Genomic DNA, 20096 nt, shown 5'->3' with positions numbered 1-20096 from the left:
AAAGGCTTCCCGTTTTTCGTACCACGCGAAAGTCAGATCACCTGAACAATCGCATCCGTCACAACCTTGATGTTGCTCTGGTTCAACGCAGCCACGCAGATACGGCCGGTGTCCAGGGCGTAGATGCCGAATTCGTTGCGCAGGCGATGCACTTGTTCAACCGACAGACCGGAGTAGGAGAACATGCCGCGCTGACGACCGACGAAGCTGAAATCGCGCTGCGGCGCGTTTTTCGCCAGGGTGTCGACCATCTGCGTGCGCATGCCACGAATGCGCAGGCGCATTTCGGCCAGCTCGGCTTCCCACTGGGCGCGCAGTTCCGGGCTGTTGAGCACGGCAGCGACGATGCTTGCGCCGTGGGTCGGCGGGTTGGAGTAGTTGGTGCGGATCACACGTTTGACTTGCGACAGGACGCGTGCGCTTTCTTCTTTCGATTCGCTGACGATCGACAGGGCACCAACGCGCTCGCCGTACAACGAGAACGATTTGGAGAACGAGCTGGAGACGAAGAAGGTCAGGCCCGATTCGGCGAACAGGCGCACGGCAGCGGCGTCTTCGTCGATGCCATCGCCGAAACCCTGGTACGCCATGTCGAGGAACGGCACGTGACCTTTGGCTTTCACCACTTCCAGGACGTTGTTCCAGTCCGCGGGGCTCAGGTCCACGCCGGTCGGGTTGTGGCAGCAGGCGTGCAGGACAATGATCGAGCCGGACGGCAGGGCGTTCAGGTCTTCCAGCAGGCCGGCGCGGTTAACGTCGTGGGTCGCGGCATCGTAGTAGCGATAGTTCTGCACCGGGAAACCGGCGGTTTCGAACAGCGCGCGGTGGTTTTCCCAGCTCGGGTCGCTGATCGCCACGACGGCGTTTGGCAGCAGTTGCTTGAGGAAGTCGGCACCGATTTTCAGGGCGCCGGTACCGCCAACGGCCTGGGTGGTGATGACGCGGCCAGCGGCGATCAGCGGCGAATCATTGCCGAACAGCAGTTTTTGCACCGCCTGGTCGTAGGCGGCGATGCCGTCGATTGGCAGGTAGCCACGGGAAGCGTGTTGAGCGACGCGAATGGTTTCGGCTTCGACAACGGCGCGCAGGAGTGGAATTTTCCCCTCCTCGTTGCAGTAAACACCGACGCCCAAGTTGACCTTGTTGGTACGGGTATCGGCGTTGAATGCTTCGTTGAGGCCCAGGATTGGATCGCGTGGTGCCATTTCGACAGCGGAGAACAGGCTCATTTTTGCGGCGGCTCTGAATGGAGAGTGGAGGGACGTGTCGCGCTCCAGCCGAATGCACTAGAGCGGTGCACAAACGGGGAGCTAGTATAGAGGCCATCCGCGAGTGATGGCGACAGACGAATCCGCTTTTAAGGTAAGTTTTTCCGATTATTTTTCGACCGTTAGTCGATTGGCGTCGTCTAAGTCTTTACCCGTTGTAGGACGTTTGCCTTGAAAGCGCTGGCAATCGACTCCACATTGAGCGCAATCCAGTTTTTTCCTCGGGCGACATCGGTCGTTTGTGGTCTTTCTCGTTCGTGTCGGTTTCACCGGCAAGAGTGATCCCAGAGGTTCTACATGTCTGAATTCCAGCTAGTCACCCGTTTCGAGCCCGCCGGCGATCAACCGGAAGCCATCCGCCTGATGGTCGAAGGCATCGAAGCCGGGCTGGCGCACCAGACGTTGCTCGGTGTGACCGGTTCGGGCAAGACCTTCAGTATCGCCAACGTGATCGCCCAGGTGCAGCGCCCGACCCTGGTGCTGGCGCCGAACAAGACCCTGGCCGCGCAGTTGTACGGTGAGTTCAAGGCGTTCTTCCCGAACAACGCCGTGGAGTACTTCGTCTCCTACTACGACTACTACCAGCCCGAAGCCTACGTGCCGTCTTCGGACACCTTCATCGAGAAAGACGCCTCGATCAACGATCACATCGAGCAGATGCGGTTGTCCGCGACCAAGGCATTGCTGGAGCGCAAGGACGCGATCATCGTCACCACGGTGTCGTGCATCTATGGCCTGGGCAGCCCGGAAACCTACTTGAAGATGGTTCTGCACGTGGATCGCGGCGACAAGCTCGACCAGCGTGAACTGCTGCGGCGCCTGGCCGACCTGCAATACACCCGCAATGACATGGAGTTCGCCCGTGCGACTTTCCGTGTGCGCGGCGACGTGATCGATATCCACCCGGCGGAATCGGATTTCGAAGCGATCCGCATCGAACTCTTCGACGATGAAGTGGAAAGCCTGTCGGCCTTCGATCCGCTGACCGGAGAAGTCATCCGCAAGCTGCCGCGCTTCACCTTCTACCCGAAAAGCCACTACGTGACGCCCCGGGAAACCCTGATGGGCGCCGTCGAAGGCATCAAGGTCGAGTTGCAGGAGCGCCTGGAATACCTGCGTTCCAACAACAAGCTGGTGGAAGCCCAGCGCCTGGAACAGCGCACCCGGTTTGACCTGGAGATGATTCTCGAGCTGGGTTATTGCAACGGCATCGAGAACTACTCGCGTTACCTGTCCGGTCGTGAAGCCGGGGCGCCGCCGCCGACCCTTTACGATTACCTGCCGGCCGACGCCTTGCTGGTGATCGACGAATCCCACGTCAGCGTGCCGCAAGTTGGCGCGATGTACAAAGGCGACCGGTCACGCAAGGAGACGCTGGTGGAATATGGCTTCCGCCTGCCGTCGGCGCTGGACAACCGGCCGATGCGTTTCGACGAGTGGGAAAGTATCAGCCCGCAGACGATTTTCGTCTCGGCAACGCCGGGCAACTACGAAGCCGAACACGCCGGGCGTGTCATTGACATGGTGGTGCGCCCCACTGGCCTTGTGGACCCACAAATCGAGATCCGCCCGGCACTGACCCAGGTCGACGACTTGCTGTCGGAAATCACCAAGCGCGTCGCCCTGGAAGAGCGGGTGCTGGTGACGACGCTGACCAAGCGCATGGCCGAAGATTTGACCGATTACCTGGCCGATCACGGCGTGCGCGTGCGCTACCTGCACTCGGACATCGACACCGTGGAACGTGTGGAAATCATCCGCGATTTGCGCCTGGGCACCTTCGATGTGCTAGTGGGGATCAACCTGCTGCGCGAGGGCCTGGACATGCCGGAGGTGTCGCTGGTGGCGATCCTCGATGCCGACAAGGAAGGTTTCCTGCGTTCCGAGCGCTCGCTGATCCAGACCATCGGTCGGGCGGCACGTAACCTCAATGGCCGGGCTATCCTGTATGCCGACCGGATCACCGGCTCCATGGAGCGGGCGATTGGCGAAACCGAGCGTCGCCGCGACAAGCAGATCGCCTTCAACCTGGCCAATGGCATCACGCCCAAGGGCGTGTTCAAGGACGTGGCCGACATCATGGAAGGCGCCACCGTGCCGGGCTCGCGCAGCAAGAAGCGCAAGGGCATGGCCAAGGCCGCCGAGGAAAGCGCCAAGTACGAAGCCGAATTGCGCTCGCCGGGCGAGATCGCCAAGCGCATCAAGGCGCTGGAAGAGAAGATGTACCAGCTGGCGCGGGACCTGGAGTTCGAAGCGGCGGCGCAGATGCGTGATGAGATTGCCAAGTTGCGCGAGCGCTTGATCACAGTCTGAAAAAGCACGGACACCGTTGACCTGTAGGAGCTGGCTTGCCAGCGAAGGCGGCATCAGGGCCACCATCGATTCGCTGGCAAGCCAGCTCCTACAGAGGTTGCGGTGGCCTCAATGGGCTTCGCCAGCCTTGAGTCCAGCCGGCAACTTCCTGGTCAACAACACCGCCAGCATGCTGATCCCCAGCGCTATCCCGACAAAATGAAAGGCATCGTTATAGGCCATGATCGACGCCTGCTGGTGGGCGATCTCACTGAGCTTGCCCAAAGCTGCGGCTTCACTGCCAAACCGATCCGTCAGTGACGCCATCCGCTCCGCCACCTGCGGGTTGGTCGGCACGATCGCTTCGCGCAAATAATCGTAGTAAGTCTTGGTTCGCGCATCCAGCAGCGTGGCGAGCAGGGCGATGCCGATGGCGCCGCCGAGGTTGCGCAGGATGTTGAACAGGCTCGATGCCGACCCCGCATCCTGGGGCAGGATGTACGCGGTGGCGATCAGGGAAATGGTGACCATGATCAGCGGCTGGCCCAAGGCACGAATGATCTGGATCTGATTGAACTGCGGCCCGGCGAAGTCCGGATTCAGTACGCCCGAAGAAAAACTCGCCAACCCGAAGAGTCCGAAGCCCACCGTGCACAGCCATTTCGGCGAGACATACTTCATCAGCTTGGGCACAAGCGGAATCAGGAACAGCTGCGGCACGCCCATCCACATGATCACTTCGCCGATCTGCAGGGCGTTGTAGTTCTGGATCTGCGCCAGATACAGCGGCAACAGGTAGATCGAGCCGTACAGGCCAACCCCCATCCCGACGCTGGAAATGCTCGACAGGCCGAAGTTGCGATTGCCCAGGATGCCGAGGTTGATCAGCGGATTGGGTTTGGAAAACTGCACGATCACGAAGGTGATCAGGCTGATCAGGGCGATGCTGCCCAGGCTCACGATCAGGTCCGACTCCAGCCAGTCCTTGCGATGGCCTTCTTCGAGAAACACCTGCAAACAACCCAGGCCGACGCCCAGGGTGACAATGCCGGCGTAGTCGGTGCTTTTAAGCAGTTCCCAGTGCGCTTCCTTCTTCTCCAGGCCGTACAGCAGGCCGGCGATCATGATCAGGCCGGGCGGGATGTTGATGTAGAAGATGTATTCCCAGCCCCAGTTTTCGGTCAGCCAGCCGCCCAGCGTCGGGCCGATGGAGGGGGCGAAGGTGGCGGTCATGGCAAACATGGCCATGCCTTTGGCACGGTGATGTTCAGGGAGTTTGATCAGCGTCATGGTGAACGCCAGCGGAATCAGGGCGCCGCCGGTAAAACCCTGGAGGGCGCGGAAGACAATCATGCTTTCCAGGCTCCAGGCCATGGAACACAGCAAGGAGGCGACGAGGAAGCCGAGGGACACCCACACCGCCAGGCGCCGCGCCGACAATAGCTGCACGAGCCAGGCGGTGAGGGGAATCATGATGATTTCCGCCACCAGGTACGAGGTGGAAATCCACGAGCCTTCTTCCAGGGTTGCCGACAGCGCGCCCTGGATGTCCTTGAGCGAGGAGTTGGTGATCTGGATGTCGAGCACCGCCATGAAGGCGCCGAGCATCACGCTCATCACCGCGATCCAGTCCCGCCGGGTCGGCTCGCCGACCGGGCGGATCAGTTGATCACCGGCCATCGTCAGGGTTGTCTTGGCTGCTCAATTTGGCGCTGGCGTTGTCCGGTGCGTCCTTGATATTCACCTTGGCGGTGACCGACATGCCCGGGCGAATCTTGCCGCGCAGCGGGTTGTCGGCGGCGAAAGTCAGTTTGACCGGTATGCGTTGTACGACCTTGGTGAAGTTGCCGGTGGCATTGTCTGGCGGCAGCAGGCTGAACTGCGCACCCGAGGCGGCGAACAGGCTGTCGACCCGCGCCTCGATCGGCGTGTCGCCGTAGGCGTCGAAGGTCAGCTCAGCCTTCTGCCCGGGCTGCATGTGGCCGATCTGGGTTTCCTTGAAGTTGGCCTGGATCCAGATGTCTTCATCGGGCACCACCGACAGCAGGTAGGCGCCGGCCTGCACGTACTGGCCTTCACGGGCGGCACGCTGGCCGATCAGGCCGCTGATCGGCGCATGGATTTCACTGCGGGTGAGGTTCAGCTCGGCCTGGGCCAGGTCGGCCCTGGCATTGGCGATCTGCGCGTCGAGGCGTTTGATTTCAGCGGTCAATGCGTTGACCTGCTGGCGTTGTCCTTGGGCATCCGCCTGGGCTTTGGTCAGTTGCGAGCGTGCGATGTGGTTGTCGGCGGAGAGGGTGGTCACGCGCTCTTCGGAGACATAACCGGGCTTGCGCAAGGTCTCGGCGCGGGTCAGGTCGATCTGGGAGCGGCCCAGGCTTGCCTGGCTGGATGCCACTTGCGCATCGCTGGCGGCAATCAGGCTGGCCTGCTGGGTCAGTTTGCTCTGGGCTTGCAGGCGTTCGGCCTGGCGGGTGGCGAGGGTCGAATTGGCGCGGTCGACGGCGAGGCGGAAATCGTCGCCTTCGAGCCTGATCAGCAACTGGCCTTTCTCGACGTGCTGGTTGTCCTGCACCAGCACCTGATCGATTCGTGCACCCAACTGGCTCGACACGCGGGTGATCTCGCCCTGGACATAGGCGTTGTCAGTGCTTTCATAAAAGCGCCCGTTGAAAAACCAATGGGCAAAAAAGCCCCCGGCGATCAGCAGGACAATCAACAGGAAGATGGACAGGCGACGCTTGAGTTGGGCAGGCATGGGGCAAACTGTAGTCGAGAATATGTAAGGAAAGTTATCAGCAGGTGAATCTGGCATACAGCCGATAAACGGTAAATGCCATCGGCTGATATTCGGCCATTCACCACGCTATACGCGCGTTGTAGACGCAACCTTGGCTTAAATGCCCTGTTCACTGGAGCGGGGCGGGTGTCGCCTGTTACCATTCGCCCTTTGTTTGACCTTCTTTTTCGAGACTTGCCATGACCACCGTCCGCACGCGCATCGCGCCATCGCCTACCGGGGACCCCCACGTAGGTACCGCTTACATCGCATTGTTCAACTACTGCTTTGCCAAGCAGCACGGCGGTGAGTTCATCCTGCGGATCGAGGACACCGACCAGCTGCGCTCGACCCGCGAATCGGAACAGCAGATTTTCGACGCCCTGCGCTGGCTGGGCATCGACTGGAGCGAAGGCCCGGACGTCGGCGGCCCGCACGGTCCGTACCGGCAGAGTGAGCGCGGCGATATTTACCAGAAGTATTGCCAGCAGTTGGTCGAAATGGGCCATGCCTTCCCGTGCTTCTGCACCGCCGAAGAGCTGGACCAGATGCGCGCCGAACAAATGGCCCGTGGCGAAACCCCGCGTTACGACGGCCGCGCGCTGTTGCTGTCCAAGGAAGAAGTGGCGCGCCGCCTGGCCGCTGGCGAACCCCACGTGATCCGCATGAAGGTGCCGAGCGAAGGCGTCTGCGTGGTGCCGGACATGCTGCGTGGCGACGTGGAAATCCCGTGGGACCGCATGGACATGCAAGTCCTGATGAAGACCGACGGCCTGCCGACGTACTTCCTGGCCAACGTGGTCGATGACCACCTGATGGGCATCACCCACGTACTGCGCGGCGAAGAGTGGCTGCCATCGGCACCGAAACTGATCCTGCTTTACGAGTACTTCGGCTGGGAACAACCAGAGCTGTGCTACATGCCGCTGCTGCGTAACCCGGACAAGAGCAAGCTGTCCAAGCGCAAGAACCCGACGTCGGTGACTTTCTACGAGCGCATGGGCTTCATGCCTGAAGCCATGCTCAACTACCTGGGCCGCATGGGCTGGTCGATGCCGGACGAGCGCGAGAAGTTCTCGCTGCAGGAAATGGTCGACAATTTCGACCTCAAGCGTGTCTCCCTTGGCGGGCCGATTTTCGACATCGAGAAGCTGTCGTGGCTCAACGGCCAGTGGCTGCGTGACCTGCCGGTGGAAGAATTCGCCGCGCGCGTGCAGAAGTGGGCGTTCAATTCCGAATACATGATGAAGATCGCGCCGCACGTTCAGGGCCGCGTCGAGACCTTCAGCCAGGTGGCACCACTGGCCGGGTTCTTCTTTGCCGGTGGCGTGAACCCCGATGCCAAGCTGTTCGAATCGAAGAAGCTGTCGGGTGACCAGGTTCGCCAGTTGATGCAGTTGATCCTGTGGAAACTCGAAAGCCTGCGCCAGTGGGAAAAAGACAACATCACCGCGACCATCCAGGCGGTGGTCGAATCCCTGGAGCTGAAGCTGCGTGATGCCATGCCGCTGATGTTCGCCGCGATCACAGGGCAAGCCAGTTCGGTGTCGGTGCTTGATGCAATGGAAATCCTCGGGCCGGACCTGACCCGTTTCCGTCTGCGCCAGGCGATCGACCTGCTGGGCGGCGTGTCGAAGAAAGAAAACAAGGAGTGGGAAAAGCTGTTGGGCGCGATCGCCTGATTTCCCCCTGTAGGAGCTGCCGCAGGCTGCGATCTTTTGATCTTGCTTCTATAAAGCCAACGTCAAAAGATCGCAGCCTGCGGCAGCTCCTACAGGTCCGTGTTCTGTGTAAACCTCCCGGATTTCTTGGGCGAGGGCGGTAAGTGGTTGTTATGTCGGCAAAAAATTTTAAATTTTTTGAAAAATAAGTTTGACAGGCTTTCGATACGCCCTTAAGATTCGCCCCGTCCTCAGCGATGACATCGAAGATGCATCAACGATGAGGGGCTATAGCTCAGCTGGGAGAGCGCTTGCATGGCATGCAAGAGGTCGACGGTTCGATCCCGTCTAGCTCCACCAATTTACACTTCAAGGTCTGGCCACACCGGCCTTGAAGCGATCAGCACTCAGCGTTGATCTGTTGTGTAGAAGGGTTTGCGTCCCCTTCGTCTAGTGGCCTAGGACACCGCCCTTTCACGGCGGTAACAGGGGTTCGAGTCCCCTAGGGGACGCCAGTTTTACAGAAACGATGTTGCAAGATGTCGTTCCGCCGCGAGGCGAAAAATCCGGGGCTATAGCTCAGCTGGGAGAGCGCCTGCATGGCATGCAGGAGGTCAGCGGTTCGATCCCGCTTAGCTCCACCAATTTTACAAGTTCAAGGTCTGGCCACACCGGCCTTGAATCGATCAGCTCTCAGCACTGATCAGTTGTATAGAAGGGTTTGTGTCCCCTTCGTCTAGTGGCCTAGGACACCGCCCTTTCACGGCGGTAACAGGGGTTCGAGTCCCCTAGGGGACGCCACGATTACCCGCTCTGCGGGATTTTATAAGGGTCATTCAATTATTGAATGACCCTTTTGTTTGTCTGGCGTTTGGCCAAATCTCCCTCTTTCTCTCAAACTGTTCTTCAGACCAGCGGTCACATCCATGACTTGTAGAATATTATTATGAGAATAATATTCTAGTCGTAATATTCGGAGGCAACGATGAACGATAAAAAAGCTCAAACCCGCGAACGCATCCTCAAGGCTGCCAGCGCCGCGCTGATCCAGCGTGGTCCGGCCGAGCCGAGCGTTGGCGAAGTGATGGGCGCAGCCGGCCTGACGGTCGGCGGCTTTTATGCGCACTTCGAAAGCAAGGACGCCATGATGCTGGAGGCGTTCAAGCAGTTGCTGGGTCACCGCCGTGACCTGATTGCCGACATGGATGCCCAATTGACCGGTGAAGAGCGCCGCACCCTGGTCGCAGCCTTTTATCTGTCACGCAAGCACCGCGACTCCAGCGAGTCGGCGTGCCCGATCCCGGCCTCGATCGGTGAGCTCGGTCGCCTGCCCGAGGCGTTTCGAATCGCGCTGAATGAACATATGGAGCTGATGGTCGCGCAGTTGGCGGCCAGTCCTGAAGACACCGACAAAGCCCTGGCCGACCTGGCCTTGATGGTGGGCGGCCTGGCGCTGGCACGGGCGCTGGGCCCCGGTGATTTATCCGATCGATTGCTGCGCGCGGCCAAGTCGGCGGTGCGTTGACCTGAAGGCTGCGGCCTGGGGAGAATGCGATGAGCACGTTGAAGTGGGTTCGTGGCGTTAATGGCACCTTGGGCTGGTTCGCCCCGAAGCTGGTGGCGAGCAAGATGCGCCTGGCGTTCATGACGCCGCGCGACTTCCCGCCCCGTGACTGGGAGCTGCCGCTGCTGGCAAAGTCGGAGCGCATCACCCTGCGTTTCGGTCTGTCGGCACTGCGTTGGGGGCAGGGCCCGGCAGTATTGCTGATGCACGGCTGGGAAGGGCGGCCCACGCAGTTCGCCAGCCTGATAACGGCGCTGGTCGATGCCGGTTATTCGGTGGTCGCCCTGGACGGCCCGGCCCATGGTCGCTCTCCCGGGCGCGAGGCGAACGTGGTGCTGTTCGCCCGTGCCATGCTCGAAGCCGCCGCCGAGTTACCGCCGCTGCAAGCGGTCATCGGCCACTCCATGGGCGGCGCCAGTGCGATGCTCGCCGTGCAGTTGGGCCTGCGCACCGAAACCCTGGTCAGCATTGCTGCCCCGGCGCGGATCCTCGGAGTATTGCGCGGTTTCGCCCGCTATGTAGGGCTGCCGCCGAAAGCCCGTTCGGCGTTCATCCGCCAGGTCGAGACCGATGTCGGCATGCGCGCTGCGATGCTGGATGTCGCGCACTACCAGCTCGACATGCCAGGCCTGATCGTGCATGCCGAAGACGACACCCACGTTCCGGTCAAGGAATCGCAACTGATCCACGAATCCTGGTTCGACAGTCGTCTGCTGCGCCTGCAGGAAGGCGGCCATCAGCGGGTACTGGCCGACCCACGGGTCATTGATGGCGTGTTATCACTGCTGGCTGGTCGCAGCCTGCAATCGCGCCAATCGGCCTGAGCATCCGTTACACTGCCCCGGTCGAATCAATCTGACCGGGGAGTGGGGCATGGGCTGGGATCGGGCAACGCCGTTTATCATTGATCTGCAAGTGGGTGCCGAGGACATCGATGGGCTGGGGCACGCCAATAACGCGGTGTACGTGACCTGGCTCGAACGCTGTGCGTGGCGCCACTCCCAGCGCCTGGGCCTGGATCTGGTCGAGTATCGGCGCCTGGACCGGGCGATGGCGGTGGCGCGCCACGAGATCGATTACCTGGCGGCTGCCTATGAAGGCGACGAGTTGCAATTGGCGACCTGGATCGTCGATTGGGACCAGCGCCTGAAAATGACCCGGCATTTCCAGTTGAAGCGTCCCAGCGACAACACCACCCTGCTGCGCGCCCAGACCACTTTCGTCTGCATTGAACTATCCAGCGGCAAGCCCAAGCGCATGCCGGCCGAATTCATCGAAGGCTATGGCCCCGCCATCCAAACCCCTGCCTGACACAATCCCCCTGTAGGAGCTGCCGCAGGCTGCGATCTTTTGATCTTAAAATCAAAGTCAAGAGATCGCAGCCTGCGGCAGCTCCTACAGGGGGGTGAAACCCGGTAAACTACCGCACGTTTTTTCCTTGAGTAGTGTTTTCCCCATGCAAATTGCCCTGGCGCCCATGGAGGGGCTGGTCGACGACATCCTGCGCGACGTACTGACCCGAGTGGGTGGCATCGACTGGTGCGTGACCGAGTTCATTCGGGTCAACGACCAGTTGCTCACGCCGGCCTACTTCCACAAATTCGGCCCCGAGTTGCTCAACGGTGCCCGTACGGCCTCCGGCGTGCCGTTGCGTGTGCAGCTGTTGGGTTCGGATCCTGTGTGCCTGGCGGAAAACGCCGCGCTGGCCTGTGAACTGGGCTCTGAAGTGATCGACCTGAACTTCGGCTGCCCGGCCAAGACCGTGAACAAGTCCCGTGGCGGCGCGGTGTTGCTCAAGGAGCCCGAACTGCTCAACCAGATCGTCGAGCACGTGCGACGCGCCGTGCCCGCGCACATTCCGGTGACCGCCAAGATGCGCCTGGGCTTCGACAGCCCGGACGGTTCGCTGGTCTGCGCCACCGCGCTGGCCGAGGGCGGCGCCGAGCATATCGTGGTGCATGCCCGGACCAAGGTCGATGGCTACAAGCCGCCGGCGCATTGGGAGTGGATCCCGCGCGTACAGGAAGTGGTCAAGGTGCCGGTGTTCGCCAACGGCGATATCTGGAGCGTCGAAGACTGGCGCCGTTGCCGGGAAATCAGTGGTGTGGAAGACATCATGCTCGGTCGCGGCCTGGTCTCGCGTCCCGACCTGGCCCGGCAGATTGTCGCGGCCAAGGCCGGTGAAGAGGTCGTCGAGATGACCTGGGCCGAGCTGTTGCCATTGATCCAGGATTTCTGGCTGCAAGCCAAGGCGCAGATGACCGCGCGTCAATCGCCCGGTCGCCTGAAGCAATGGCTGGCCATGCTGACGCGCAACTATCCCGAGGCGGTCGAGCTGTTCAGTGTGCTGCGCCGTGAGACGGAACTGGACCAGGTGTCGCGTTTGCTGGGGCTCCAGGTGGCTGAAGCGGCCTGAAAAAAATCTCCAAAAAATCTCTTGAAATGCACTCAGCGGTCCCTATCTAAGGGTTACGCGATGCCGAATTCGGGTCGCGGAGACAAAAAACCTTGCTGATTGTTTTCAGGAGATTTGAATCATGAGTACTGCATTTTCCCTGGCTCCACTGTTCCGTTCCTCTGTCGGTTTCGACCGTTTCAACGACCTGTTCGAAACTGCGCTGCGCAACGAGCCGGGCAGCACCTACCCACCCTACAACGTTGAAAAACACGGCGACGATCAATACCGCATCGTCGTGGCGGCGGCCGGTTTCCAGGAAGAAGACCTGGACCTGCAAGTCGAGAAGGGTGTGCTGACCATCAGCGGTGGCAAACGCGACGCCAATGAGGGCGTGACCTTCCTGCACCAGGGCATTGCCCAGCGTGCGTTCAAGCTGTCGTTCCGCCTGGCCGATCACATCGAGATCAAGGCCGCGGACCTGCGCAACGGTCTGTTGAGCATCGACCTGTTGCGGGTGGTTCCGGAAGAGGCGAAAGCCAAGCGCATCCCGATCAACGGGACGCAAAAACCGGCTCTGCAACACTAAGCCAGAGCAGAAAAAGGGCGCCATCAGGCGCCCTTTTTTGTGGGCGTGATTCGGTGGGGTCAAGTCCAGCCATAGCGCACCAGATGGAAGAAGATCGGCGCCGCAAAGCACACCGAGTCCAGTCGATCGAGCATGCCGCCATGGCCTTCGATCATGTGCCCCCAGTCCTTGACGCCACGGTCGCGCTTGATCGCCGACATGACGATGCCGCCGGCGAACCCCAGCAAGTTGATCAGCAGGGCGATGACCAGTGACTGCCAGGGGGTGAACGGCGTGATCCACCACAAGGCACAGCCGATCAGCGAGGCCAGGACAATGCCGCCGACAAACCCTTCCAGGGTCTTGGAGGGCGACAGGTTCGGGGCGATCTTGCGTTTGCCGAACAATTTGCCGCACACGTACTGCAGTACATCCGACATCTGCACCACGATCACCAGATAGGCGATCAACAGCAGGTTTCGTCCCTCATACCCGACGATGTCCAACGTCAGCAGGGCGGGCACATGGGAGACGCAGAACACCGCGATCATCAGGCCCCACTGGACTTTCGAGGCGCGCTCGAGGAAGTGCGTGCTGTCGCCGCCCAGGGAAGCGAGGATCGGCAGGAGCAAGAACACGTAGACCGGAATGAAGATCGAAAACAGCCCGTACCAGTCGTAGTAGATCAATAGGTACTGCAGCGGCAGCGCCAGGTAGAAGGCCGCGACCAATGCCGGGTAGTCGCTGCGGCGGGTGGGCGTGAGGGTGAGGAATTCGCGCAGGGCGTAGAACGAGACGGTGTAGAACAGCAGGATCACCGCGCCGGTGCCGAGCCAGAAGGCGATCCCGATCACCAGCACCATCACCCACCAGGCGTTGATCCGCGCGTTGAGGTTGTCGATCACCGGGTTGTCGGTACCGCGGGTGCGGCGCTTGAGCACCAGGCCGATGATCGAGGCCAGCAGCAGGAACGCGCCAATCCCGGCGAACAACATCAAGGTCTGTCTGTCCATGTCAGGCATGCTCCCCGGCCAGGCTCAGCAGCGCTTCGCGACTGCGTTCGAGGAACTGCGCCTTGCTTTCGTCTTCGTCGATGGCCAGCGCGGCACCAAAGCTGATGGTGCATAACAGCGGCAGCGGCAGCACGCGACCCTTGGGCATGACGCGGTTGAGGTTGGCGATCCACACCGGGATTACCTGCGCCTGGGGGTACTGTTTCGCCAAGTGATACAGCCCGCTCTTGAAGGGCAGCAGGCCGTCTTCGGGATTGCGGGTTCCTTCCGGGAAGAGGATCAGCGAATCGCCGCGCTCCAGGGCGTCGAGCATCGGCTGCAAGGGATTGTCGGTACTGTCCTTGGGCTCGCGGTCAATCAGCACGCCGTTGAACACCCGGTTGATGATGTACCGGCGCAGGGGGCTCTTGAGCCAGTAATCCGCACCGGCGACCGGTCGCGTGATGCGGCGCAAGGTCGGCGGCAGGGAGGCCCACAGCAGGACGAAATCGCCATGACTGCTGTGGTTGGCGAAATAGATGCGCTGTACCGGTTGCGGCGCACAACCGAGCCAAAGGCTGCGCGCTCCGGTGAGCAGGCGCGCGGTCGAGGTGATGAGGGTGGCAACCACGGGTTCCAGCATGAGAGCTCCTTATCCGGCATAGGCCAGCCAGGGGCCGGCCAGGATGAACACCAGGGTCAACAACAGTTGGGCCGCCACCAGCAATGCCTGGCGGCGTAACAGTTTCAAGGCGCCGGCGATGCGTTCGCTCCAGGGGCGGCCGCCGCGCTCGGCAGGTTGCAGGCCCAGGGTCGTCAGCGCCTGGTCCAGGTCTTGGGTGCGCTGGGGCAGGTCTTCGGCACGGTCGGCCAGATGGCGGAACAGATCGGCGTCGAAGGCTACCCGCAGTGCCCAGTATTTTTGCCACAGGCCGAGCACCAGTAGTCCGCCGCTGCAGGCCAGGCTCCACAACCCCGGGCCGGGCATCAGGTACTGGCCCAGGCCGAGCAAGGCGCCGAGCAGGGTGAGGCCGCTGGACAATCGATCCAGGGAGTCGCCACGGCGCAACAGACTGACTGTCACCTGCAGTTGCATATCAATGGACACCTTTCTTCTCCATGCGGGTCGCCAGCGGCTCCAGCGCCTCTCGGTGCAGGAGACCCAGAACAATCCCCGGGCGTGCGCGCTGGATCACCAAAAAGGCTTCGGCGACACTGCTGGCCCGCCCGGTGTGCAGCAGCCAGGCGGCGACTGCGGTGGCGCTGCGCGAATAGCCCAAGGCGCAGCAGACCAGTAGCGGCCCGTGCTGGCGCAGGCTTTCGATGGCCAACGCGGCTTCCTGGCATTGCAAGGGGGTGGGGGTGGTCAAGTCCAGCACCGGTAGCGTGCGATAGGCGACGCTGCCAGGATCGAGCGACAGTTCGGCACACAGGTCGAACACGGCACTGAAGGGGCTGCCCTTGAGTTCCCGGCCAGTCGGTATGCGCCCCAGCCAGACGTCATCGAGCACCTGGTCAGGCTGCGGATTGTTGCGCGTCCACAGGCGCGAGTTGAGCCAGGCGGCAGCCAGGTAGGGCGCCATCAACCAGCGTGCGGCAGGGGACAGGCGTCCATCGGCGCCTTTCTGAAAACCTTCTGCACCCAGCACGGCGTAATTGAGCACCACCAGCAGCAAGGCCGATGCAGGCCAGGTCAGCCACAGCCAGATGCCCCCGAAGCTGAAGGCCGGGACGGCAAAAGCAGCAGCCCCCACCAGGTAATACAGCGCCAATTGCCAGCGTTTTTTCCCGGTTGCCAGTCGGGCGCGCTGCAAAGGGCCAGGTCGCTCCAGCGGCCACAGCCAGACACACAGCCAGCCAAGCAGCACGCCGGTCGGCAGATCGATGAAGTGGTGCTGGTAAGTGGTCAGCACCGAGATCCCGATGAGGATGAACCAGGCATGCATCAATCCGCGCCAGAGGCCCTGCAAGTGCCGGTGGTAGCAAGTCCACAGGATCACCAGCAAGGCGATGTGCAGGGATGGCGCCTGATTGAATGGCTTGTCAAAGCCTGCCAGGACATCGAACAGCCAGCCGAATACGCCGTCCAGTTCCGGCCGGGCGAAGGTGAAGCGCAACGGCCAGATCAGGAAACAGCTGACCGCAATGAGTTGCGCGGTCAGCAGGCGCAAGGCGTGGCGCTTGAGTTCCTGGCGACTGTCGGGCAGCAGCAGGGACAAACCGTACAGCAAGTCGATGGACCAGTAGGGAACAATGGTCCAGGCCCAGAACGGCATGTGGTTTTCCCAGCCGAACACCAGGCTGCCGACATCGTCGCGCTGGGTGGTGTACCAAGTGGCGAAGCCGTAGGTGCCGAAGAACAATGGCGCCAGGAGCAGCAACCAGAGCAGCGCAGGTTTGAGCAAACCGGGTTCGCGTGTTGTCGTCGTGTTGCCCAGCATCAAGACACCCGTTGCGCGAGAGCCACGCTGAAAATGCCCCACTCGTCGACGCGCATGCTGACCTTGCGAAAGCCGGCGGCCTCCACCCGTTGGTCCATTTCCACCTGGGTGCGCCGGCGCATGACCCAGGCCTGGCCTTCACGGTGGCTGGTCAAGGCGCGGGCGATCAGTTCCAGTTGCGGATGCCAGGGTTGACCGGTATAGACCAGGTATCCGCCCGGCTCCACGGCTTCGGCCAGGCCAGCTAGGGAAGCCGCGACCATCTGGTTGTCTGCGAACAGCTCGTACAGACCGGAGACCACCGCCAGGGTCGGCTTGGGTTGCAGCGCAGCCAAGTCGGCACGGTCGAAGGCGTCGCCCTTGACGAATTGTGCGATCCCTTCCAGGCCTTTCTCGCGGATCAGCGCGCTGCCGTCGCGCACGTTGATGTCGCTGTAGTCGCGCAACAGGATCGACTCGGGTAACGGGCTGACGCCCTGAAGGGCTTCGAGAATGTAGCGTCCGTGGCCGGCGGCGATGTCGACGATGCGCACTTCGCGGCCCTGGTCGCGCAATTGCTGCATCGCCAGGCGCAGCAGTTCTTCGACGTGCAGCTTGCGTTGGCGAATGCCGCGCCAGCCGATGGAATCGAGGTAATTGCGGTCGATCAGGCGGCCGACGCCTGACTTGCCCGTGGCTGTGTTGCGGTAGACGTAGTCCAGGGTGCTGCCGGAGTCGAAGCCGGTGTCGAACCCCAGCTTGATCCCGGACGACAGTTGGCTGCCCAGGCGCATGCTGGCGCGGGTCATGCGCCAATACAGGTCGCGCAGTGAGTTGTGCGGCAGCGGCGCGGCCAGTGATTCGGATTCGGCGCAGGTCAGGCCCAGGCGATCGGCATTCAGCAGGCTGGGGCGTTCGCTCGGCTGTGCGAAGTTCTGCTGGATGAAGCGACGTGCGCTGGCGACGGCGTGCCCGCGGTTCTTTTCGCCCAGGGTGTCGTGGAAGAACCCCGGCAGGATGTGTTTTTCCTTGCGCAGGCTGCCCAGGCGCTCGAAGAACTGCTCCTGGGGTTGGCGATGCACGACGAAGTCGGCACCGGAGATCAACAGCTGGGTGGGTATTGTTATGGCCTGGGCATCGGCCACGACCCGTTCGGCGGCCTCGTAGAGACCGAGCAGGACATTGACTGAAATGGCCTTGGTGATCAGCGGATCGCTGTCATAACTGGCGACGCGCTGCGGGTCGTGGCTGAGAAAGCGCGCCTTGACGTAGCTGTTGACGAAAAAATTGCCGCGCCATCGACGCATCAGTGCCAATCCCTGGCGGGCGAAGGGCACATAGAGCTTGACCTTGAACGCCGGGGACGCCAGCACCAGCGCTCGGATGCGTGGCGCGTAATCGTGGGCCCAGGTGGCGACGATCACCGCGCCGACGCTTTGCGCGATCACCGCAATATTTTCTTCGTCGATCTGATAGGTCGCGCTCAGGTGCTCACAGAAAGTCTGCACGTCCCGCACGCTGGTGGCAAAGCCGGGGCTGTCGCCCCGGGCGCCCGGCGAGAGGCCATGGCCCCGGGCATCCCAGGCAAAGAAGTCAAAACCGGGCAGGTCCAGTTCATCCACCAGATGGGCAATGCGCCCGGAGTGTTCGTGGCCGCGGTGAAACAGCAGCACGGCCTTGCGCGGCTCCCCAGGTTCCGGGGTGCCGGGCCAGTGTCGGTAGAACAGTTGCACGTCATCGTGGGTGGTGAATGTCTGTTGTTGTGCTTCGCGCATTGCCATTTCCTTAGGCTGAAGAGCTGTCAATTTGTGCTTCCCTGAGGCCCTGGCGGACCCGGTTGATCAAGGTATAAACCAGCAGCATCGCGATGATCGCGAACACCGTGTTGATCCAGAACGCGCCGATCCAGCCCGGTACGATGCCAGCGGCCACCACCCCCAGGACAAAAGCCCGGTCACTTTTGCCCATGGGCCCGTCATAGCGCCGCGAAGCCCCGACCATCGGCCCCAGCACGCCGCTGTACTCGCTGAACAAGGCGAGCAGCGCCACCAGCAACACCAGCCACAGGCTGACGCCGGGCAGCAGGGCGAACGGCAGGATCAGGGCGCAGTCGGCAGTGATGTCGCACAGCTCATTCAAATACGCCCCCAAACGCGACTGCTGGTTGAATTCCCGAGCCAGCATGCCGTCGATGGCGTTGAGCGCCATGCGCACGATCATCCAGATGGGTACCAGTGCAAAGATCCAGGGGTGATGCACGAAACTTGCGATCACCAAGCCCACCAGGATCGAGCCGATGCCGGCGATCAGGGTGATCTGGTTGGCGGTGGTGCCCTTGTCGAACAGGCGCCGGACCAGGGGGCGCAGGAGGTTTTGGAACGCGGGTTTGATCTGGTAGATGCTGGGCACGTTGGAGAGGTCTCGGGGGAGGCGATATGGTTACTGAGTGTAGATGGCATCTTGGGATGGATTTGGCGACAGCTTCCGATGCATGGGGTTAATGCTGAAAGCTTGATCTTGTCGCGATGAGTAAAAGTCAGGGATTCGTCCATGGCTTGGCCAGTGCCAGCGTGATGAGGTAGCGCTCCTCTGTGGGACGCTTCTCGTCCCTGAAACGACCAACCACCAGCATCACCTGGTACTTGTCGTCTGCATGCCAATAGGATGTTCCGCCCTTGTTCACGTCGCGCAATCGGGCTCGCCACTCTGGCGTGTCGGCGAACGGTGGATCTTCCTTGATGCGGATGGGTGTCCAGCCGGCCTTGCATAATTGGTCTTGCAGATCCAGTACGACCTTGAGGGTATCGTCGAGCAGCAGTGGCTCGACTTGTGGGGACATACGGACACCGTCTATCCGTTCATCACGTCCAAAACCCACCGTGAAGAACCGGGCCAGTGGGGTTACAAAGCCAAACTCAGGATCTGCGAAACGCAGGCGGGCATCAGACTTGGGAGCATTGAACCAGGAGTGCCCAGATATGACTGGATCGATTCTTGCGCTGGAACGCTGGCGCATGGCTTCGTACGGCTCACCAATTACCAGCGAAATTTCCGGTTCATTCGATAGGGCCTCAATCGCGGCCAGTGTCACGAGGACCGCGACCGGCAGTGCCAATATGCCGTGTCGCCAACCCATGCGTTGCATCAGGTTCATCGCACGCCTCCACCCCAGGCAATATCCCGAATCGATTGCTCAATCTGCTCGCGCTGGTCGCCCTGCAGCAGATCATCAAATTGCTGCGCCGCCCTCAGCACGAAAGCCATGCGCTAGTCGATGTTGGCCAGGTTGGCAACGGGGTTGTTGCCAAAACCAATAGTGCGCCTGTCATCGACGGGGCTGCATTGGCTAGCCAGCGTCAGTTCAATGGCTTGGGCAGCACCGGAGGGCAAGTTAGTGACGCTTCAAAGGCTTGCAGGATTTCCTTATGGTCAGTCCCGAATCTCAGCTTTTCCTGTCCGACCGGCCACAGCACCGGATACTGCCCACTCCCATAGATGTTTTTCCGTGAAGGCAGGCAATCCTTCAGCGCCTCCAGCCCACGTTCCCTGTAGAACACATGCAGCGGATACACATCCAAAAACAGCGTGGTATTGCCCATCGCCAGCATCTCGTACACAAACCGGTACATCCGTTGCGAGTACGACAAGGGCATGTCGGCACCCCAGTGGGTGAAGCCCCACACCGGGTTGTCACGGTTGGCCTGTTCGTACTCGTGCTGGCGCTGCTCGAACTCGCGAATTTTCGCGCGCTTTTCCCACTCGCTGCGGCTGAACAAGCCTCCGAATCCTTGTCTGGCACTGTCCCTCAGTTGCTGTATCGCCTGCTCTTCCGCTTGCATCTTCTCGATCGTCTCGGCGGCGTGCAGCAATCCACAGCCCACCTGTTTCGAGGCGAAGGCCGCCAGCCCTGCCCACTGAAATCGTGGATCGAGGCGCCACAATTGCGCGTAGGCGGCATTGATCGCCTTGTTGCGCGTCTTCGGATCGGCGATCAGTTTGCCGCCCGGCGCCACGACGTTTTCGACCCTTTGCTGATACCCCTCGCGAGCATGGGCGAAGCCGAACATCATGATGCGGGTATCGGTTTCCAGCACCTCGCCACCGCAACTGGTCTTGTCGCCCTTGCGAATGAAATATCCCTTGGCCATCGCTTGAAC

At 61.3% G+C, this 20096-nt stretch carries 18 protein-coding genes and 4 tRNA genes; 11 read left to right on the top strand and 11 right to left on the bottom strand.

Annotation, left to right across the window (positions count from 1 at the left end):
• Positions 1–32 precede the first annotated feature (32 nt).
• Positions 33–1229: an amino acid aminotransferase gene (locus tag ACM6I6_RS04120; RefSeq protein WP_274075441.1), complete on the bottom strand. Its 1197-nt coding sequence runs from the start codon at positions 1227–1229 to the stop codon at positions 33–35.
• 336 nt (positions 1230–1565) lie between these two features.
• On the opposite strand from ACM6I6_RS04120, the gene uvrB reads away from it, so the two are divergent.
• The gene (gene uvrB / locus ACM6I6_RS04115) at positions 1566–3581 is read left to right on the top strand and encodes an excinuclease ABC subunit UvrB (RefSeq protein ID WP_414919455.1); all 2016 of its coding nucleotides are present in this window, start codon (positions 1566–1568) and stop codon (positions 3579–3581) included.
• 108 nt (positions 3582–3689) lie between these two features.
• Here uvrB and ACM6I6_RS04110 read toward each other — a convergent pair whose 3' ends face one another.
• Together ACM6I6_RS04110 and ACM6I6_RS04105 are read right to left on the bottom strand one after the other, a co-directional pair.
• The gene (locus ACM6I6_RS04110; protein WP_414919473.1) at positions 3690–5180 is read right to left on the bottom strand and encodes an MDR family MFS transporter; all 1491 of its coding nucleotides are present in this window, start codon (positions 5178–5180) and stop codon (positions 3690–3692) included.
• 49 nt (positions 5181–5229) lie between these two features.
• On the bottom strand, positions 5230–6318 hold the full coding sequence (locus tag ACM6I6_RS04105; protein ID WP_323606849.1) for an HlyD family secretion protein: 1089 nt from the start codon (positions 6316–6318) through the stop codon (positions 5230–5232).
• A gap of 221 nt (positions 6319–6539) precedes the next feature.
• On the opposite strand from ACM6I6_RS04105, the gene gltX reads away from it, so the two are divergent.
• The 10 genes from gltX to ACM6I6_RS04055 all read left to right on the top strand — a co-directional run bounded on the left by gltX (position 6540) and on the right by ACM6I6_RS04055 (position 12548).
• Positions 6540–8021 carry a glutamate--tRNA ligase gene (gene gltX / locus ACM6I6_RS04100; protein WP_323627166.1) on the top strand — a complete coding sequence of 494 codons (1482 nt, stop codon included), beginning with the start codon at positions 6540–6542 and terminating at the stop codon, positions 8019–8021.
• Positions 8022–8284: 263 nt separating this feature from the next.
• A tRNA-Ala gene (locus ACM6I6_RS04095) sits at positions 8285–8360 on the top strand.
• A 79-nt stretch (positions 8361–8439) separates the two neighbouring features.
• Positions 8440–8515, top strand: a tRNA-Glu gene (locus ACM6I6_RS04090).
• 53 nt (positions 8516–8568) lie between these two features.
• Positions 8569–8644: transfer RNA gene (locus ACM6I6_RS04085), tRNA-Ala, on the top strand.
• A gap of 81 nt (positions 8645–8725) precedes the next feature.
• Positions 8726–8801 (top strand) — tRNA-Glu (locus ACM6I6_RS04080).
• 184 nt (positions 8802–8985) lie between these two features.
• Positions 8986–9525 (top strand): TetR/AcrR family transcriptional regulator, encoded by a 540-nt coding sequence (locus ACM6I6_RS04075; RefSeq protein ID WP_274075437.1) that lies wholly within the window; start codon positions 8986–8988, stop codon positions 9523–9525.
• Between the two features lie 29 nt (positions 9526–9554).
• Positions 9555–10388, top strand: coding sequence for an alpha/beta fold hydrolase (locus tag ACM6I6_RS04070; RefSeq protein WP_274075436.1), 834 nt, complete (start codon positions 9555–9557; stop codon positions 10386–10388).
• Positions 10389–10437: 49 nt separating this feature from the next.
• Positions 10438–10875 carry an acyl-CoA thioesterase gene (locus tag ACM6I6_RS04065; protein WP_414919454.1) on the top strand — a complete coding sequence of 146 codons (438 nt, stop codon included), beginning with the start codon at positions 10438–10440 and terminating at the stop codon, positions 10873–10875.
• Positions 10876–11020: 145 nt separating this feature from the next.
• Positions 11021–11980, top strand: a complete 960-nt coding sequence (locus tag ACM6I6_RS04060) for a tRNA dihydrouridine synthase (protein ID WP_274075434.1) — start codon at positions 11021–11023, stop codon at positions 11978–11980.
• 121 nt (positions 11981–12101) lie between these two features.
• On the top strand, positions 12102–12548 hold the full coding sequence (locus ACM6I6_RS04055) for an Hsp20 family protein (RefSeq protein ID WP_046817890.1): 447 nt from the start codon (positions 12102–12104) through the stop codon (positions 12546–12548).
• Between the two features lie 59 nt (positions 12549–12607).
• Here ACM6I6_RS04055 and ACM6I6_RS04050 read toward each other — a convergent pair whose 3' ends face one another.
• From ACM6I6_RS04050 to ACM6I6_RS04015, 8 genes are all read right to left on the bottom strand, one after another.
• The gene (locus ACM6I6_RS04050; RefSeq protein WP_414919453.1) at positions 12608–13540 is read right to left on the bottom strand and encodes a phosphatidate cytidylyltransferase; all 933 of its coding nucleotides are present in this window, start codon (positions 13538–13540) and stop codon (positions 12608–12610) included.
• Between the two features lies 1 nt (position 13541).
• Positions 13542–14162 (bottom strand): lysophospholipid acyltransferase family protein, encoded by a 621-nt coding sequence (locus ACM6I6_RS04045; RefSeq protein ID WP_414919452.1) that lies wholly within the window; start codon positions 14160–14162, stop codon positions 13542–13544.
• A 9-nt stretch (positions 14163–14171) separates the two neighbouring features.
• Positions 14172–14627 carry a hypothetical protein gene (locus ACM6I6_RS04040; RefSeq protein ID WP_414919451.1) on the bottom strand — a complete coding sequence of 152 codons (456 nt, stop codon included), beginning with the start codon at positions 14625–14627 and terminating at the stop codon, positions 14172–14174.
• Positions 14617–15960, bottom strand: coding sequence for a phosphatase PAP2/dual specificity phosphatase family protein (locus ACM6I6_RS04035; RefSeq protein WP_414919450.1), 1344 nt, complete (start codon positions 15958–15960; stop codon positions 14617–14619). The genes ACM6I6_RS04040 and ACM6I6_RS04035 overlap by 11 nt, the downstream gene beginning before the upstream one ends.
• Entirely contained in the window at positions 15960–17714 is a 1755-nt protein-coding gene (locus ACM6I6_RS04030) for a bifunctional alpha/beta hydrolase/class I SAM-dependent methyltransferase (RefSeq protein ID WP_406592852.1), read from the bottom strand. Before ACM6I6_RS04030 ends, ACM6I6_RS04035 begins: the two co-directional genes overlap by 1 nt.
• A 10-nt stretch (positions 17715–17724) precedes the next feature.
• Positions 17725–18348, bottom strand: a complete 624-nt coding sequence (locus tag ACM6I6_RS04025) for a CDP-alcohol phosphatidyltransferase family protein (RefSeq protein WP_323606841.1) — start codon at positions 18346–18348, stop codon at positions 17725–17727.
• A 127-nt stretch (positions 18349–18475) separates the two neighbouring features.
• Complete coding sequence (locus tag ACM6I6_RS04020; protein ID WP_323606840.1) at positions 18476–19093, bottom strand: hypothetical protein; 618 nt, start codon at positions 19091–19093, stop codon at positions 18476–18478.
• A 202-nt stretch (positions 19094–19295) separates the two neighbouring features.
• The gene (locus tag ACM6I6_RS04015) at positions 19296–20033 is read right to left on the bottom strand and encodes a DUF2515 family protein (RefSeq protein ID WP_414919449.1); all 738 of its coding nucleotides are present in this window, start codon (positions 20031–20033) and stop codon (positions 19296–19298) included.
• Positions 20034–20096 lie beyond the last annotated feature (63 nt).

The organism is Pseudomonas sp. IT-P218 (genome assembly GCF_949767605.1).
Lineage (GTDB): Bacteria > Pseudomonadota > Gammaproteobacteria > Pseudomonadales > Pseudomonadaceae > Aquipseudomonas > Aquipseudomonas putida_AE.
This window is presented reverse-complemented; position numbering and strand designations above follow the sequence as displayed.

Excerpts from the sequence above, each read along its gene's own strand:
- ACM6I6_RS04120 (WP_274075441.1), bottom strand. The coding sequence starts at position 1,229 with ATGAGCCTGTTCTCCGCTGTCGAAATGGCACCACGCGATCCAATCCTG.
- uvrB (WP_414919455.1), top strand. The coding sequence starts at position 1,566 with ATGTCTGAATTCCAGCTAGTCACCCGTTTCGAGCCCGCCGGCGATCAA.
- ACM6I6_RS04105 (WP_323606849.1), bottom strand. The coding sequence starts at position 6,318 with ATGCCTGCCCAACTCAAGCGTCGCCTGTCCATCTTCCTGTTGATTGTC.
- gltX (WP_323627166.1), top strand. The coding sequence starts at position 6,540 with ATGACCACCGTCCGCACGCGCATCGCGCCATCGCCTACCGGGGACCCC.
- ACM6I6_RS04075 (WP_274075437.1), top strand. The coding sequence starts at position 8,986 with ATGAACGATAAAAAAGCTCAAACCCGCGAACGCATCCTCAAGGCTGCC.
- ACM6I6_RS04070 (WP_274075436.1), top strand. The coding sequence starts at position 9,555 with ATGAGCACGTTGAAGTGGGTTCGTGGCGTTAATGGCACCTTGGGCTGG.
- ACM6I6_RS04065 (WP_414919454.1), top strand. The coding sequence starts at position 10,438 with ATGGGCTGGGATCGGGCAACGCCGTTTATCATTGATCTGCAAGTGGGT.
- ACM6I6_RS04060 (WP_274075434.1), top strand. The coding sequence starts at position 11,021 with ATGCAAATTGCCCTGGCGCCCATGGAGGGGCTGGTCGACGACATCCTG.
- ACM6I6_RS04055 (WP_046817890.1), top strand. The coding sequence starts at position 12,102 with ATGAGTACTGCATTTTCCCTGGCTCCACTGTTCCGTTCCTCTGTCGGT.
- ACM6I6_RS04050 (WP_414919453.1), bottom strand. The coding sequence starts at position 13,540 with ATGGACAGACAGACCTTGATGTTGTTCGCCGGGATTGGCGCGTTCCTG.
- ACM6I6_RS04045 (WP_414919452.1), bottom strand. The coding sequence starts at position 14,162 with ATGCTGGAACCCGTGGTTGCCACCCTCATCACCTCGACCGCGCGCCTG.
- ACM6I6_RS04035 (WP_414919450.1), bottom strand. The coding sequence starts at position 15,960 with ATGCTGGGCAACACGACGACAACACGCGAACCCGGTTTGCTCAAACCT.
- ACM6I6_RS04030 (WP_406592852.1), bottom strand. The coding sequence starts at position 17,714 with ATGCGCGAAGCACAACAACAGACATTCACCACCCACGATGACGTGCAA.
- ACM6I6_RS04020 (WP_323606840.1), bottom strand. The coding sequence starts at position 19,093 with ATGAACCTGATGCAACGCATGGGTTGGCGACACGGCATATTGGCACTG.